At 62.4% G+C, this 14,784-nt stretch carries 15 protein-coding genes, 1 tRNA gene and 1 other RNA gene; 8 read left to right on the forward strand and 9 right to left on the reverse strand.

What is annotated here, in order from left to right; all coding sequences use genetic code 11:
• Positions 1-38: 38 nt before the first annotated feature.
• The 5 genes from DSAT_RS14165 to DSAT_RS14180 all read right to left on the reverse strand — a co-directional run bounded on the left by DSAT_RS14165 (position 39) and on the right by DSAT_RS14180 (position 3,286).
• Complete coding sequence (locus DSAT_RS14165; RefSeq protein ID WP_020888222.1) at positions 39-1,256, reverse strand: tyrosine-type recombinase/integrase; 1,218 nt, start codon at positions 1,254-1,256, stop codon at positions 39-41.
• 4 nt (positions 1,257-1,260) lie between these two features.
• A complete protein-coding gene (locus DSAT_RS14170; RefSeq protein WP_020888223.1) occupies positions 1,261-1,701 on the reverse strand; it encodes an Arm DNA-binding domain-containing protein in 441 nt (146 codons plus the stop codon).
• Positions 1,702-1,850: 149 nt separating this feature from the next.
• Positions 1,851-2,210: a transfer-messenger RNA gene (ssrA, locus tag DSAT_RS15225) on the reverse strand.
• 128 nt (positions 2,211-2,338) lie between these two features.
• Positions 2,339-2,415 (reverse strand) — tRNA-Met (locus tag DSAT_RS14175).
• A 64-nt stretch (positions 2,416-2,479) separates the two neighbouring features.
• Positions 2,480-3,286, reverse strand: a complete 807-nt coding sequence (locus DSAT_RS14180) for an undecaprenyl-diphosphate phosphatase (protein WP_020888224.1) — start codon at positions 3,284-3,286, stop codon at positions 2,480-2,482.
• Between the two features lie 114 nt (positions 3,287-3,400).
• Here DSAT_RS14180 and DSAT_RS14185 point away from each other — a divergent pair, with 114 nt between their 5' ends.
• From DSAT_RS14185 to DSAT_RS14195, 3 genes are read left to right on the forward strand one after another with little or no spacing between them, the layout of a single operon-like run.
• Entirely contained in the window at positions 3,401-3,598 is a 198-nt protein-coding gene (locus DSAT_RS14185; protein ID WP_020888225.1) for a hypothetical protein, read from the forward strand.
• A gap of 6 nt (positions 3,599-3,604) precedes the next feature.
• On the forward strand, positions 3,605-4,786 hold the full coding sequence (gene lptF / locus DSAT_RS14190; RefSeq protein ID WP_020888226.1) for an LPS export ABC transporter permease LptF: 1,182 nt from the start codon (positions 3,605-3,607) through the stop codon (positions 4,784-4,786).
• Positions 4,780-5,856 carry an LptF/LptG family permease gene (locus DSAT_RS14195; RefSeq protein ID WP_020888227.1) on the forward strand — a complete coding sequence of 359 codons (1,077 nt, stop codon included), beginning with the start codon at positions 4,780-4,782 and terminating at the stop codon, positions 5,854-5,856. The genes lptF and DSAT_RS14195 overlap by 7 nt, the downstream gene beginning before the upstream one ends.
• Positions 5,857-5,905: 49 nt before the next feature.
• Here DSAT_RS14195 and yihA read toward each other — a convergent pair whose 3' ends face one another.
• Positions 5,906-6,529, reverse strand: a complete 624-nt coding sequence (yihA, locus tag DSAT_RS14200; RefSeq protein ID WP_020888228.1) for a ribosome biogenesis GTP-binding protein YihA/YsxC — start codon at positions 6,527-6,529, stop codon at positions 5,906-5,908.
• 109 nt (positions 6,530-6,638) lie between these two features.
• Here yihA and DSAT_RS14205 point away from each other — a divergent pair, with 109 nt between their 5' ends.
• Genes DSAT_RS14205 through DSAT_RS14215 form a run of 3 tightly spaced genes read left to right on the forward strand, consistent with a single transcriptional unit; the run spans position 6,639 to position 10,121 of the window.
• Entirely contained in the window at positions 6,639-7,100 is a 462-nt protein-coding gene (locus tag DSAT_RS14205) for a type II 3-dehydroquinate dehydratase (RefSeq protein WP_020888229.1), read from the forward strand.
• A 24-nt stretch (positions 7,101-7,124) separates the two neighbouring features.
• On the forward strand, positions 7,125-7,682 hold the full coding sequence (gene efp / locus DSAT_RS14210) for an elongation factor P (protein ID WP_020888230.1): 558 nt from the start codon (positions 7,125-7,127) through the stop codon (positions 7,680-7,682).
• A 39-nt stretch (positions 7,683-7,721) separates the two neighbouring features.
• Positions 7,722-10,121, forward strand: a complete 2,400-nt coding sequence (locus tag DSAT_RS14215; RefSeq protein ID WP_040371374.1) for a DNA translocase FtsK 4TM domain-containing protein — start codon at positions 7,722-7,724, stop codon at positions 10,119-10,121.
• A gap of 13 nt (positions 10,122-10,134) precedes the next feature.
• Here DSAT_RS14215 and DSAT_RS14220 read toward each other — a convergent pair whose 3' ends face one another.
• Positions 10,135-10,608 carry an L-2-amino-thiazoline-4-carboxylic acid hydrolase gene (locus DSAT_RS14220; RefSeq protein ID WP_020888232.1) on the reverse strand — a complete coding sequence of 158 codons (474 nt, stop codon included), beginning with the start codon at positions 10,606-10,608 and terminating at the stop codon, positions 10,135-10,137.
• Between the two features lie 83 nt (positions 10,609-10,691).
• On the opposite strand from DSAT_RS14220, the gene lolA reads away from it, so the two are divergent.
• The gene (gene lolA, locus DSAT_RS14225) at positions 10,692-11,345 is read left to right on the forward strand and encodes an outer membrane lipoprotein periplasmic chaperone LolA (protein ID WP_020888233.1); all 654 of its coding nucleotides are present in this window, start codon (positions 10,692-10,694) and stop codon (positions 11,343-11,345) included.
• Here the strand turns inward: lolA and DSAT_RS14230 are convergent.
• Complete coding sequence (locus tag DSAT_RS14230) at positions 11,335-12,135, reverse strand: pseudouridine synthase (RefSeq protein WP_020888234.1); 801 nt, start codon at positions 12,133-12,135, stop codon at positions 11,335-11,337. The genes lolA and DSAT_RS14230 overlap by 11 nt on opposite strands.
• 1 nt (position 12,136) lies before the next feature.
• Positions 12,137-12,760 carry a sulfurtransferase-like selenium metabolism protein YedF gene (gene yedF / locus DSAT_RS14235; protein ID WP_020888235.1) on the reverse strand — a complete coding sequence of 208 codons (624 nt, stop codon included), beginning with the start codon at positions 12,758-12,760 and terminating at the stop codon, positions 12,137-12,139.
• Between the two features lie 130 nt (positions 12,761-12,890).
• Here yedF and DSAT_RS14240 point away from each other — a divergent pair, with 130 nt between their 5' ends.
• The gene (locus tag DSAT_RS14240; RefSeq protein ID WP_020888236.1) at positions 12,891-14,780 is read left to right on the forward strand and encodes an ABC transporter ATP-binding protein; all 1,890 of its coding nucleotides are present in this window, start codon (positions 12,891-12,893) and stop codon (positions 14,778-14,780) included.
• Positions 14,781-14,784: the final 4 nt, after the last annotated feature.

Consider the following 14,784-nt stretch of genomic DNA (forward strand, 5'->3'; position numbering starts at 1 on the left):
CGCAGGGGATCAGCCCACGGCTAGGGCGCGGGAAAGCTCTATCCTGCCTGCTCCCGGTGCAATGGAATGACCTTGCCCCCGGCCTTGAGCTCGTCCAGAAAATCCGCCCAGGCCTGCATCATGCGGCGGCGCTCGGGCAGGTGCTCCGCGAAGTTGTACGCGGCCCGCACGCTGTTGCGCTCGGCGTGGGCCATCTGGCGTTCGATGGCGTCCTTGTGCCAGCCCGCTTCGTTGAGCGCGGAGCAGGCCAGGGAACGGAAGCCATGGCCGGTCATCTCGTCCGAGGTGTAGCCCATGCGCCGCAGCGCGGCCGTAACGGCGTTTTCGGACATGGGCCGTGCCTTGCTTCTCGCGCTCGGGAAGACGTATCGGCCCGCCCCGGTAAGGGGCTGTATCTCGCGCAGGACGGCCACCGCTTGGCGCGAGAGGGGAACGATGTGCTTCTCTCTCGCCTTCATCTTCAGGGACGGGATGCGCCACTCTGCGGCCTCGAAGTCGATCTCCGACCATTCGGCATGGCGAAGCTCGCCGGGCCGCACGAAGACCAGCGGCGCGAGCTTGAGAGCGCAGCGCGTGACGTGGTGGCCCGAATAGCTGTCGAGGGAGCGGAGCAGGGCGGCTATGTCCTTGGGGTCGGTAAGGCTGGCGTGATGCTTCTTGTTGGGCGGGGGCAGTGCCCCGCGCAGGTCGCCGGAGGGGTCGCGGTCTGCCCGGCCGGTGGCCACGGCATAGCGAAAGACTTGCCCGCAGTTTTGCAAGGCCCTGTGCGCCGTTTCCAGGGCTCCCCTGGCCTCGATCCGCCGCAGGGTTTCCAGAAGCTCGGGGGCCATGATCTCGCGGATGGGCCGGGAGCCGATCCAGGGGAACACGTCTTTTTCGAGGCGGCGCAGGATGCGGCCGGAATGGGAAACGACCCAGGAGGGGGAAAACTTGGCGTGCCACTCGCGGGCCACGGCCTCGAAGGTGTTGGTCTGCTCGACGCTCTCGGACTTCTCGGCCTTGCGGACAGCGGCGGGGTCGATGCCCTGGGCAATCAGCTTGCGTGCCACGTCGCGCTTTTCGCGGGCCTCGGCAAGGGGCACTTCGGGATAGACACCAAGAGAGAGTCGTTTTTCCCTGCCCTCGAAGCGGTACTTGAAGCGCCACCACTTGCCACCGGCGGGGGAAATTTCCAGATACAGGCCCCGCTCATCGAACAGGCGGCGGGCCTTGGGGCCGGGCTTGGCGCTCTTGCAGGCGGTGTTGGTCAGGGGCATGGCGTCACCTCCCCAGAAGTTTGCCCAAGAGGCTGTGAAGGGTTGCCGCTTCATCGGGCGTCACGCGCAGGGCCGCGCCGTCTTTCCGTATGACAATGCTCCCATCGGCCAAGAGCACGGCGGCGGCTATGGCGGACTCGTCTAGCGGGCCTTCCCCGGTGGCCGCGCCCGCGTCCCTCCGTTTGGTGGACGGGTCAAGGCCCAGACCCAACAATGCGCGAGCCTCGTCGCGGCGTGACCTCGCCTCCTGCAAGCTGACCTCGGGATACCATCCAAGGGAGATTTGCTTCTCCCGTCCCTGAAATCTGTACTTGAGCCGCCAGACCATGCGCCCAGATGGCAGGTTCATGCAGAACAGGCCGCCGCCGTCGAAGAACTTTCCGGGCAGCGAATCCAGATTTGCCTTGGCTACCAACGCTTCCGAGAGCTTTTGGGGAACACTCATTTGCTCGGTTCTCCTGTTGCCCCAAAAGTTGCCCCAATCTGCGCCCGGATGTCAATAGACCAGTCTGGACTTTGACGGACTGTCACCAACAAAAAACCCCGGATTTCCGGGGTCTTTTGGCCTTATCTGTACTTCTTTGGATTTTCTGATGGTGGAGGCGGCGGGAATTGAACCCGCGTCCGAGAACGCTCGGCACGGAGCATCTACAGGTTTAGAATGAGTTTCGTCGTCATTTTCCGGATTGCCCCCACTCACGGCAGCCGGAAAACCAAGACCGTCTGTTTTCTCGCATCGTCGGCAACGGACCGACCAACGACGCCAGCCAGATAAGTTTTCGCCGTCACGGTTTATCTGACGTCCACCGCTTCGACGTGACCGTTATTTAGGCGGCCAGAGCGTAATCGTAGTCGTTCTTGGCAACTATTGGTTGTGCCGCTTTTTACGAGGCCAGCGGCGCCTCGACCTGCAACTCCGACCTCGACTATCCCCGTCGAAACCGGTGCGCCCCCACATGGACGCGTACGCGTTCAAAGAGCAGTCCAAATACTATAATGCGCTTCTCGGTCCTGGCAAGGCGTCCAAGGCCCGAAGTCCCAAAAAAGACGGGCCGGTTTCCCGGCCCGTCGTATCGTTCTCGTGGTAGCTAGGGAGGGACTTGAACCCCCGACACTGCGGGTATGAACCGCATGCTCTAACCAACTGAGCTACCTAGCCACGCGTGGGAGAGGCTTCATAGCTCCTAACGCATCGCTTGGCAAGGGGATCGAGGCAGAAAATTTCAACTGGCCCACGCCGGCCAGAAGAACAGCACGAACGGAGCCAGGGCCAGCCGGTACCAGGCGAAGGGGCGAAGCGTGAAGCGCTGCAACAGTGCGATGAAGGTCTTCACCGCGGCCCAGGCGGCCAGAAAGGAGACTACGAACCCCACGGCCAGGAACAGAAGGTCGTCGGACGTGTACAGGCTCCAGGTGCTCAGCAGCTTGTAGCCCGTGGCCGCGCACATGATGGGCACCGCCGCGATGAACGAGTACTCGGCGGCTACGGTGCGGCCCGCGCCGCAAAACATGCCGCCCATGATGGTTGCGGCCGAGCGCGAGAAACCGGGCCACAGCGCCAGACATTGGAAAAGCCCCACCCCGAGGGCGAGGCCCGGCGTCATCTCGTCGATGGAACGCACGCGGGGCGCCTTGTTGCGTGACTCCATGAAGAGGATGAGCAGGGCTCCCACGGCCAGGGCTATGGCCACTGTGCGCGGGTTGAAGAGTGCCTGCTCGATGAAGTCGTTGGCGATGAGTCCCAGAGCAGAGGCGGGCAGCGAGGTGATGATTAAGAGCTTGATGCCGTAAAGGCCCGAGAACCTGCGCCCTTCCTCGGGACGGATCAGCCCCAGGAAGCGGTCGCGGTAGATGACCACCACGGCCAGGATGGCGCCGAGTTGGATGATGACGTTGAAGGCGTCGATCTTTTGTCCGGAGAGGCCGAGAAGGGAACTGGTCAGGATCAGATGGCCGGTGCTGGAGACGGGCAGGAACTCGGTGAGTCCTTCCACCACGCCCAGCACCGCAGCCGAGGCGAGAGACGACATGAAAACCCCTTTGCGGTCGTTTGCGTTCGCCTTGGCGTGTGTTGCGGACCGGACCCAGGTGGTGTACCTGTGGCCCCGGAGCGAGGAGATCACGTCGCTCCAGGAGGACTACCCATGGCGACCATCATTCCAGCATCCGAACTACACCGTAAGGCGATAGACTGGATATCGTGCGGCCTGCGTGATGGCAAGCCGCTTCGCAAACTCATTGACGAGGCCGCGATGCGATTTAATCTTGGTCCATTGGATGCTCAGTTCCTCGAACGCTTTTACAAAAACGACCTGCGCAAGCAGAAAGATGTCGCCGGCTGACGGTACGTGTTCGGATTCAGACAGATACATCGGCAGATCTTCAAGGAGCTTGCCGTTTCCTTCCTCTTGTGCCTTGGAGCGCTGCTCGGCCTGATCCTCATCGGCCGCATGCTCCAACTCAAGGAGCTTTTCCTGTCGCAGAACCTCGGTCTCGTGGAGATCGTGGAACTGTTTGTCTATCTCACGCCCTTTTTCCTGCTCCTGCTCCTGCCCATCTCCTGCATGCTCGCGGTTTTTCTCACCTTTCTGCGCATGAGCACGGACAACGAACTACTCGCGCTCAAGGCCGGAGGCGTGAGCCTGAATCAATTGCTGGCCGCGCCGTTGCTTTTTTGCGCCCTCGTGACCCTGGGCAACGTCGGGGTTTCGTTCTGGGGTGTTTCCTGGGGCATGGACAACTTCAAGGCCACGGTTCTTGAACACGCCAGCTCGCGCACCAAACTCGTGCTCCAGCCGGGCGTTTTCAACAAGGAATTTCCGGGACTCACGCTCTTCGCTCAGCAGGTCGAGCCGGGCGGGGCGAACCTCGGCAACGTCTTCGTGCGCGACGAGACCAAACCCTCAGTGCCCGCAACCATCGTGGCCCCGCGCGGCAAGGTGGCCACGGACACGGAGCAGGGACAGATCATTTTTCTGCTGAACGATGGCCACATTTACCGGCAAAGCGACGGTAAGCTCGATGTGCTCGGCTTTGACAGCTACGCTGTACGGCTCGACCTCACGCGGCTCATGGGCGGCTTCAGGCTCGGTTCGGACCGGCCAAAGGAGATGTCGCTTAACAAACTGCGCGAACTCGAAAACGATCCAGCCACTGCGGAGTTGTGGGACGGAGTGTTCCTCAAGAAGCTTAAGGTGGAAATCCAAAAGCGCTACGCCTTGCCCGCGGCCTGCATGGTCCTGGGCATGTTCGCACTACCTTTCGCCTTTTCTTTTCAGGGGCTCAAGCAGCATCTGGGGCTGGTTCTGGCCTTGGGGTGTTTCCTGGTCTACTACACCATGCTTTCCATCGGCTTCTCCCTGGGAGAGACGGACACGCTCGATCCCAGGATCGGCCTGTGGATACCTAACGCCTTGTTTGCGTTTATGGCCGTGGCGGGCATCAACATGGCAGGCAAGGAACGTTTTCCGCACATTTTCGAACGACTCTCTCACATCCGCTTCAGGCGCAAGGCGGCCTCGACATGCTGACCACGCTCGGCCGCTATCTTTTGCGCAACAACCTGTTCCTCATGATCGTTTGCATGGGGCTTGGCGTATTCATCTATCTTTTGTCGGACATGTTCGACAGGCTCGATCAGTTCATCAACGCGGGGCTGGGAATCGACATCATCCTGCTCTATTTCGGTGCCAAGGTGCCGCTCATCATTTCTCAGATCATGCCCGCGGTCTTTCTCATCGCCATGGTTGTGCAGCTTTCGGTGATGGAGCGCAGCCGCGAGCTTCTGGCCTTGCAGACGGGCGGTGTCTCTTACGGCCGTCTGGCCGTCTTCTTCGTGATTTACGCCATTGTCTGGTCTGGCATTCAACTGGGATTCTCACAGCATTTCGGAGTCCTGGGAGAAAGGACATCGAGCCGCATCTGGGCCGAGGACGTGCGCGAGCGGCAGGTCGATCGCGAAACGATTCACGACATCTGGTTTCGCGACGACCGCTTCATCGTCTTCTTTCGCGAGGCCGACGTGGGCCGTGGAGAGGGCACGCGCATCAACATCTGGCAGTTGTCCGAGGATCACCAAAGCCTCGTCTGGACGATCACGGCACCGCGTTTCAGCGCTGGACGCGCTGGCTGGACGCTCTATGACGCCCAGTCGGTCTCCTCGGCGCGTTTCGAAACCAGACATACCCCGACCCTGCATCTGCACATCGAGCAGGACTTGCAGGCGTTCGCCGTGGTCGGTCCGGCCGCAAAACCCACGGAACTGCCGGTCTGGCAGCTCGGCTCGGCCATCGAGAGCCTGCGCAGGACCGGCTCCAACGTGGAGGCGCTGCGCACCGCCTATTGGGAGAAGTGGGCCTATGCCTTCTCGATTCTCTCCATGGCGCTTTTGGCCATGGCAGTGAGCAGCTACCGAGCCAACATCTACGTCAACATCACTGTTTCGCTGGTCGCCACCTTCGCCTTCTACGGGCTGATGGTCATGGGCGCCACCATGGGCGCGACGGGCATGGTTTCGCCCATCGTCGGCGCGTGGGCAGGTAACGTGATCGTCTCGCTGGCCTCTGTTTCACGGCTTGTCTGGGTCACGTCGAAACACTAGCCTCGCCCAGACCCAGGCCTGGGATTCCGGCCACGCAATCCGAAGGAAATCAATCCTGGGCGGAAGTATCGGAGGATGGCGCGGCGTTTCCGAGGGCGGCCTTGTCCAGGGCGTGCCACAATCCGGCAAGGCCCTTGCCCGTGGCCGAGGAGAAGAGCAGGGGAGGGGCGGGAGTGCGCATCAGGTCGCGCCACTGCGCTTGGCGGCGTGAGAGGTCGCGCTGCGTGCACTTGTCCGCCTTGGTCAGCACGGCCAGGGCCGGGGTTCCCGCCTGCCTGAGCCAGGACACCATGTCGATGTCCAGGTGCTGCGGGTCGAGGCGACTGTCCAGGAGCACGGCCACGGCTCGAAGGCCCGAGGCCTTGCGCAGATAGGCCTCGATCAGTTCGCCCCACTTGGCGCGTTCGGCCTTGGAGATGCGCGCGTAGCCGTAGCCGGGCAGGTCCACGAGGTGATACCCGGCCGGATGCACGCGGTAGAAGTTGATGCTGCGCGTCTTGCCAGGCGTGGAGCTCGTCTTGGCGAGCTTCTTCGATCCCGCGAGCCGGTTCACGAGCGAGGACTTGCCCACGTTGCTGCGTCCGGCAAGGGCGATCTGCGGCGCGTCGAGCGGCGCGGTGGCAAGCTGCTCGGGCGTGTAGATGGTGGCGATGAGTTCCAGGCTCGGCTGCATCTTGAATATTCGGGTAAGGGTTGGTACATGGCCAGTGGCGCGCGGCCGGATTTGAACTTGTGGTGTTTTTCCGCGCTTCAGTCAAGCCAGGACGGCAGGACGTTTCCCCGTGACGACATACGACATTCGCATCGTGAACGGCCCCAATCTCGGCCATCTGGGCGTTCGGCAGCCCGAGATCTACGGCAGCCAAGGCATGCAGGCCCTGCCGGAACTCGTGGCGAAGCTGCTCGGACCGCACTCTGCCGATGTCCGAATGACAGTCTTCCAGAGCAACGGCGAGGGAGCCCTCATCGATTATCTGGAAAAGGCCAGGGAGGAGGGCGCGCACGGGATCGTGCTCAACGCCGGGGCCTACACCCATACGAGTCTGGCCCTGGCCGACTGTCTGGCCTGGATCGGGCTGCCCTGTGTCGAGGTCCATCTTTCCAACGTCCTGGCCCGTATCGACGAGCCTTTGCGGCAGAAGAGCCACATCGGTAAGCACTGCATCGGCGTGATCTCCGGGTTCGGCCTGACGAGCTATGCCCTGGGCGTGCAGGCACTTTTGCTCCATATCGAGAAAACCTAAGATTAATCCAGTATCGGAGGATACATGTATTCAACCACCGACTTTCGTCGCGGCCTGAAGATCGAGATGGACGGCATTCCCTACGAGATCGTGGAGTCGCAGCACTACAAGCCCGGCAAGGGCGGGGCCATCGTCCGCACCAAGCTGCGCAACGTTCTCAACGGCCGCGTCGTGGACCACACCTTCCGTTCCGGCGAGAAAGTGGCCAAGCCCGACCTCGTGACCCAGGACATGCAGTTTCTCTACCGCGAGGGAACGGACTTGGTCTTCATGGACATGTCCTCCTATGAGCAGATCCACGTGGCGGGCGACGTGCTCTCCGAAAAATCCGGCTATCTCACCGACGGCATGGAGATCCAGGTGCTGCTCTACAACGGCCAGGTCATCGACCTGAACCTGCCGCCGAGCCTGGTCTTCGAAATCGTCCAGACCGAACCCGGCGTGCAGGGCGACCGCGTGGGCAACACCACTAAGGCCGCAACCCTCAATACGGGCATCGTGGTCCAGGTGCCTTTGTTCATCAACGAAGGCGAACAGATCAAGGTCGACACCCGCAGCGGCGAATACATCAGCCGGGCGTAGGAGGGTAGGGCTACGCAGGGACGCACTTTCCTGCGCGAACTGCTGGCCCTGGCCGCCCTTTTCGTGGCGGCCTTCCTGGGGCTCGCCCTGGCCAGCTACTCGCACCTGGACCCGAGCATCAACCGCGTCGTTAGCCAAGGGCATGAGCTTGGCAACATGGCGGGGCTCGTCGGAGCCTACGCCTCAGGTTTGCTCGTGGACTTTTTCGGCGTGGCCGCGTGGTTTTGGCCGCTTCTTTTCCTTTACTTCGCGGCCGCCAGCCTCACGGAACGGGTCTCCCTCGCCTGGTGGCGCTGGGTGGGCATCGTTCTCGTGACCGTGAGCGTCATGACCTGGGCCGAGTCGGCCACGTTCAAGGCCTCCCTGGCCCTTGGCGGCGTGGTCGGGGGTGGTCTGTTCGGCACGCTGCTGTTCGGCGTTTCGCAGACGCTTTTGCGCCCCTTGGGTGCTGGACTCGTCTGGCTTTTCCTTTTTCTTTTCGGCCTGCAACTGGCCATCGGGGTGTCCTGGTCGAACGCCTTGCGAAGGCTGCGCGACAATATGCAAGGCGCGGCTCAAAGCCCCAAGGAGCGAAGCGTGCGCAAGGGGCGAAAGCCCCTCGCGTCAGACGACGACGAGACCATCGACGTCGCGCCCGTGGGCGGCAGGCGCGTGACAGGCATCCCGCCGCCTCCGGAGGCCGACACCCCAGTGGTATTCGATGCGCCCGGGCTTTTGGGCCGCACGGCGCGCGAGGTTTCGCGCGTTCCATCGGGCGAGGGCGGTTCTTCCCGTGGTGGCGACGACCTTTTTTCCTTCCCTTCGCTGTTCGGGCGCGAACGCGACGAGGAGAAGATGGAGGAGCCAAGTTTTGCCTTCGAGAACGAGGAAGCACCCTCTATTGAATCCGTTGCAGACGATTTTGCCTTCGAAGACTTCGTTGAAGAGCCCAGGGAGGCTTCCGACGCGTCCGCGCCTGCGGCCGTCAAGGCGAAGTCCAGGCCTTCGAAGTCACGCCCGGCCAGGACTCCTGCGCTTCCGCGCATCGACCTGCTGAGCCCGGTCGTGCAGACGCGTTCCCCCTTGGACAAGGAACGCCTGAAGGCCATGGCGCTCGATCTGGTGAGCTGCCTGTCCGACTTCGGAGTCAAGGGCGATGTCACGGCCATCAAGCCCGGCCCCGTGGTGACCATGTTCGAGGTCAAGCCCGCGCCCGGCACCAAGATCAGCCGCATCGCGGGGCTGGCCGACGATCTGGCCCTGGCCATGAAGGCCCTGGCCGTGCGCATCGACGCCATTCCCGGTTCGGACGCCGTGGGCGTGGAAATCCCCAACGAGACGCGCGAGGGAGTGGCCCTGCGCGAGATATTCGAGTCCGAGGCCTTCAAGGGCGCGCCCTCCAAGCTCGCCCTGGCCCTGGGCAAGGACATCCAGGGCCGGGCCTACGTGGCCGACCTCGCGCGCATGCCCCACCTGCTCGTGGCGGGCGCCACGGGCGCGGGCAAGTCCGTGAGCCTGAACACGATCCTGCTCTCCCTTCTCTACAAGGCCACGCCCGACGAGGTGAAGCTCCTGCTCGTGGACCCCAAGCGCATCGAGCTTTCCGTCTATGCCGACCTGCCGCATCTGGTGCATCCGGTGGTCACAGAGATGCCCCTGGCCAAAAGCGCCCTGGAGTGGGCCGTGGCCGAGATGGACCGCCGGTATCAGGCCATGGCTCTTCTGGGCGTGCGGAACATCGAGAGCTACAACCAGAAACTCCCCCAGGCGGACATCGAAGCCAAGCCCCAACTGGCCGAACTCGCTCCCATTCCATATCTGGTTATCATCATCGACGAGCTTGCCGACTTGATGATGACCGCAGGCAAGGAAGCCGAGATGAGCATCGTGCGCCTGGCCCAGCTCGCCAGGGCGGCCGGAATCCATCTCATCCTGGCCACGCAGCGGCCCAGCGTGGACGTGGTCACGGGCCTCATCAAGGCCAACTTCCCCACGCGCCTGTCTTTTCAGGTCACGAGCAAACACGACTCGCGGACCATCCTGGACATGGGCGGGGCCGAACGGCTCCTGGGCAGGGGCGACAGCCTTTTCAAGCCCAGCGGCGGCAAGGTGGTGCGCGTGCACGGCGCTTACGTGGACGAGGAGGACATCGCGCGCGTGGTGGACCATTGGCGTGCGCAGTGCCCGCAGAGCTTCGAGGTGGATTTCGAGGCCTGGGCGCAGGAGCAGGCCGGGGAGGCCGTGGAGGGCGAACCAGGGGCTATGGATGCAGACCCCATGTACAGGGAGGCCGTGGAGTTCGTTTCGGCCCAGGGAAAGGCCTCCATTTCACTGCTCCAGCGGCGTTTCCGCATCGGCTTCAACCGTGCGGCCCGCTTCATCGAGCAGATGGAACTCGATGGCATGCTCGGTCCCCAGGAAGGCGCAAAGCCCCGCGCCGTGCTGCGAGGCCGGGAATAATGCGGGATTTCCCTCAGGTCCGCCAGGTGAAGCGAAATACGCACGAAGGAGCGCCACGGCTGATGGTCTGCGTGCGCTCCATGGAGAGGCAGGGAGAGTAGGCCTGGGCGAAAGCGCCGTCGCGGGCGCAGGACAGGCAGTAGATGAGATCGTCCGCAAGGCCCATCTCGCGGTAGCGCTCCACGTAGACGCACCGGGTGACCTTGAAGGAGAAGGATTTTTCTTCAAGTTTAACTTGAGCGATGCGCAGCGCGTCGCCCGCACTCCAGAAATCAAGAATCGTGGCGAAATGTTCCAGGCTCGGTCCATCGGGAGCGGTCCTGGCGTAAGCCGCACCGAAATCGAATGCGCTTCGCTTCGTGGATTCGCAGATCACGGACAGAGCCTGTTCCCGGTCCAGGCGCGCGCACAGGATATCAAAGACCGATGACAAGGCTTTGGCCTCGATGATCCTGCGTTCGAGATTGGTCAGGTTCTGCGCGGCCATTTCGCTCCCCTTGCTTTTTTCCAGGGCACGGTTAGCATTCCTTCCGTGTCAATTCCATGGAACACGAAGAGAGAGACAAAACTATGATAATTTCGCGGATCGCCGCCTTTTTTTCGCTTATTTTCCTTGTGCTCCTCGCGGGGGCTCCGGTCAAGGCCGAGTCGGTCACTGCCGCCATCCAGCGGCAGTACGAATCGCTCGATTCGTTCCAGGCCGACTTTCTGCAGCAACTCAAGAACGCCACCACGGGGCGGGTTGAGGAGCGTGAGGGCTCCATCGCCTACCTGAAGCCGTCCTTGATTCGTTGGGAGACCGTGACCCCGGAAAAGGAACTGCTCGTCGTGGGCAGCGACGCGGTCTGGAACTACGTGCCTGCCGAGAAGACGGCCATCAAGAATCCGCTGGCCACGGTCCTGGGCTCCAAGACCATGATCCGCTTCATCTCCGGCCAGGCGCGCCTGGACGAGGACTTCATCGTCGAGGAACAGGGCAGCGAGGCCGGATTGACCAAGCTCGCCTTGACTCCGAAGGAACCGGAGCCGTCGCTTGTCCAGGCCTTCGTTTGGGTCGATCCGGCCACGAACATGCTGAAGAGCATCCTGTTGATCGATTTTTACGGCAATGCGAACCGGGTCGGGCTGGATAATCTGGTGCTCAACCCGAGGCTTTCCTCCGATCTTTTCACATTCACTCCGCCCTCGGGCGTGACCGTGCAGGACAACACCGTCAGGCAGTAAGGCCGAGCGCCGAGCGCAGGCGGCCGATTTCGCCCCTGGTGAGTTCGCGAGCTTTGCCAGGGCCGAGGTCGCCGAGCGCGAGCGGCCCGATGGCCGTGCGTTTGAGTTTTTGCACGGTCAGGCCCAAATCGCGACACATGCGCCGTATCTGACGGTTCACCCCCTGCCTGAGCACCAGTTCGAGCAGTGTGGATTCTCGCGTGCGACCGACGATCCTGGCCTCGACGGGCGCGAGCTTTTCGCCTTCGGCCAGACGCATGCCCCTGCGCATGGTCCCAAGCGCCGCCTCGTCCACCGCCCCACGCACGGTCAGGGCGTAGGTCTTGGGCACGTGGTGGCGGGGATGGGTCATGCGGTTGACCAGTTCCCCGTCGTCAGTCAGGAGCAAAAGCCCTTCGGACATGACGTCGAGCCGCCCCACGGGCACGATCCGGCGCTTGCGCATGCTCGCGGGAAGCAGGGCAAGCACTGTGGGTCGTCCCTCGGGGTCGGAAAGGGTGGTCACCACGCCCACTGGCTTGTGCAGAAGAACGTAGACGTGGCGCGGCGGCGGTGCGGCCAGCGGACGGCCGTCTACCGCCACGCGGTCCGTGCCGGGATCGACGCGGCGGCCGGGCTCGGTCACGGTCTCGCCGTTCACGGTCACGCGGCCCGCGAAGATCAGGTCGTCGGCCGCGCGGCGCGAACAGACCCCGGCCTGGGCCAGGGCCTTGTTCAGCCGCAACGCGGTCGAGCCATCCTCATTGTCGGCCGCGCGGCCGCGCTTGGCCGGTTCGCGGGGAGCGGGCATCTCAGACCTGAATGACCTTGGCGGCCAGTTGCAGGCTCGTGACTACGTCGAGCATGTTGGTCGTCTCGCCCACCTGGCGTTTGTCGAGCAGGCCGTAGAAGTCGAGGCAGGTGCCGCAAACCAGGATGGACACGCCGCGATTGGCCAGGATATTGAGCTTTTCGAGGCACGGGTGCCCCGCGCAGGCCAGCTTGACCCCGCCGTTGACCAGCACGATGCGCCACAACTCGTCGCCCATCTCGTTGAGCGTGGCCAGGAAATTCAGCATCAACTTGCCGCCGAGTTCGTCATCGCCGCGGCCGATGGTGTCGGCGGTGACGAAGACGGTCACCGAGCGGGCGAGCGGGGCGGCGTGGGCCGCGATTTCATCCTGGCCCATGACCTCGCAGTCGCAGGGCTTGGCGTCGGAGCCGCGCGAGCCCACGATGAGCCAGCCCGAGCCCAGAGCGTCCACGGCCACCGCGTAGCCCTTCGCGGCCAGAAAGCGGCTCACGTTCTGCACGGCTGCTTCGTTGTCCACTGTCACCCTGATCCCCTCGGGCTCGTCCTTTTCGATGCACTGCTTGCAGCGCAACACGGGTTCGGGGCAGGGAAGCCCCTGGCAGTCCAGGTCGAATTCAGGCATGATGCATCTCCTGTCTGGGTGATTGGGATGTGGCACATTTCGTGGAACCACAGCCAGGGCGACTGGTCAAATAGATTAAACCTATCGCCTTGCCAAGATGGATAGGAGCGTACATGGAACGTCTCGCTCCATGACGCTTGCCAAGCGGATGGATGCGCAGTATCTCCGCCCCCGACGCACCGACGCAAAGCACTCTCACGAAGGATTTCCCCTGGTGGAAGAAAAAAAGCCCCATCTTCAAAACTGGTACCTCCTCAAACGCTGTCTCCGGTACTTCAAACCTTACACCTGGCGCATCGTCCTGGCCTTCGCATGCATGGGGGTCGTCGCGGCGGCTACCGGAGCGGCCGCCTATCTCGTCAAACCTGCCCTGGACGAAATATTCATCAACAAGCAAAGTCAGGCGCTGTATTTTCTGCCACCGCTTTTCGTGCTCGTCATCGCGGCCAAGGGACTGGGGCGCTTTCTGCAAAACTACATCATGCAGTCTTGCGGACTCGAAGTTTTGGAACAGATCAGGCGGGAGCTTTACGCCAAGATGGTCCGTCTGCCGCTTCGCTTCTTCGAGGACAACCAGGTGGGCATGCTCATGTCGCGCATCATCTACGACGTGATGTCCATCCGTAACTCCATGCCCGCCGTGGTCATGATCGTCCGCCAGGCGTTGACCATGCTTTTTCTCATCGGCGTGGTATTTTATCAGAACGCCTTCCTTGCCTTTTGGGCCGTGCTCGTCCTGCCGCTGGCCTTCTACCCCTTCGTGTATTTCGGAAAAAAACTCAGGGGGTTGAGCCGCAAGAACCAAGTCAAGCTGGCCGACATTTCCGTGTTTCTCCAGGAATCTTTCAGTGGCATCCGGGTGGTCAAGGCCTTTGCCAACGAGGATCGGGAGAAGGGACGGTTCGAGCAGGAAAACGGACGCCTGATCCGCATCTTCCGAAAGGAGATGATCTACAACGAGCTTTCCTCGCCGATCATGGAGCTCGTCGGCGCGCTAGGCATCGGCCTGGTCATCTTCTACGGTGGCATGCAGGTCATCAGCGGTGAATCGACTCCCGGCACCTTCTTCTCCTTTTGCGCCGGGCTAATCATGCTCTATGAGCCCATCAAGAAGATGAGCGAGTCGAACAAGGAGATCCAGCGTGCCCTGGCCGGAGCCGAGCGCGTCTTCGAAATTCTTGATTCCCCGGAGATCAGCGTCGAGCGCGATGGCACGCGCGTCTTTTCCGGACCGCTGCAGGAACTGCGTTTCGAAAACGTGACCTTCCAGTATCCCGGTTGCGACGGGCCCGCGCTCGACAAGGTCTCGTTCACCGTGCGCGCGGGGGAGACGCTGGCCCTGGTTGGCCCGTCGGGCTCCGGAAAATCGACCCTCGTGCACCTTATCCCCCGCTTTTACCTGCCCAGCGGCGGTACGATCATGCTCAACGGCCACGCGCTGGACGAGTTCACCCTCGACAGTCTGCGGCTGAACATCGGCATGGTTTCGCAGGACACCTTCCTTTTCAACACCTCGGTGGCCGAAAACATCGCTTACGGCCGCGAGGCGCTGGACATGGACAAAGTCCAGGAGGCGGCCAAGGCGGCCTATGCCCACGAATTCATTCTGCAACTGCAGCAGGGGTACGAAACAATCATCGGCGAGCGAGGCGTCAAGCTCTCTGGCGGTCAGAAGCAGCGGCTGACCATCGCCCGGGCCCTGCTCAAGAATCCGCCGTTGCTCATTCTTGACGAGGCCACTAGCGCCCTGGACACCGAGTCCGAACGCATCGTGCAGAAGGCTCTGGAAAACCTTATGCGGAACCGGACTAGCATCGTCATCGCGCACCGCCTGTCCACCGTGCTCGGCGCGGACCGCATCCTGGTGATGGAGAAGGGCAGGGTCATCGCCGAGGGGCGCCACGACGAGCTTCTTGCATCGTGCCCTCTGTACCGGCGACTGTATTCCATGCAATTTATGGATATGACCGAAGACGGTCCCAGGACCTGCGACCAAGCCGTCCAGGCGGCGTTGGGTTAGCGCC

Origin of the sequence: Alkalidesulfovibrio alkalitolerans DSM 16529 (assembly GCF_000422245.1) — a bacterium.
GTDB lineage: Bacteria > Desulfobacterota > Desulfovibrionia > Desulfovibrionales > Desulfovibrionaceae > Alkalidesulfovibrio > Alkalidesulfovibrio alkalitolerans.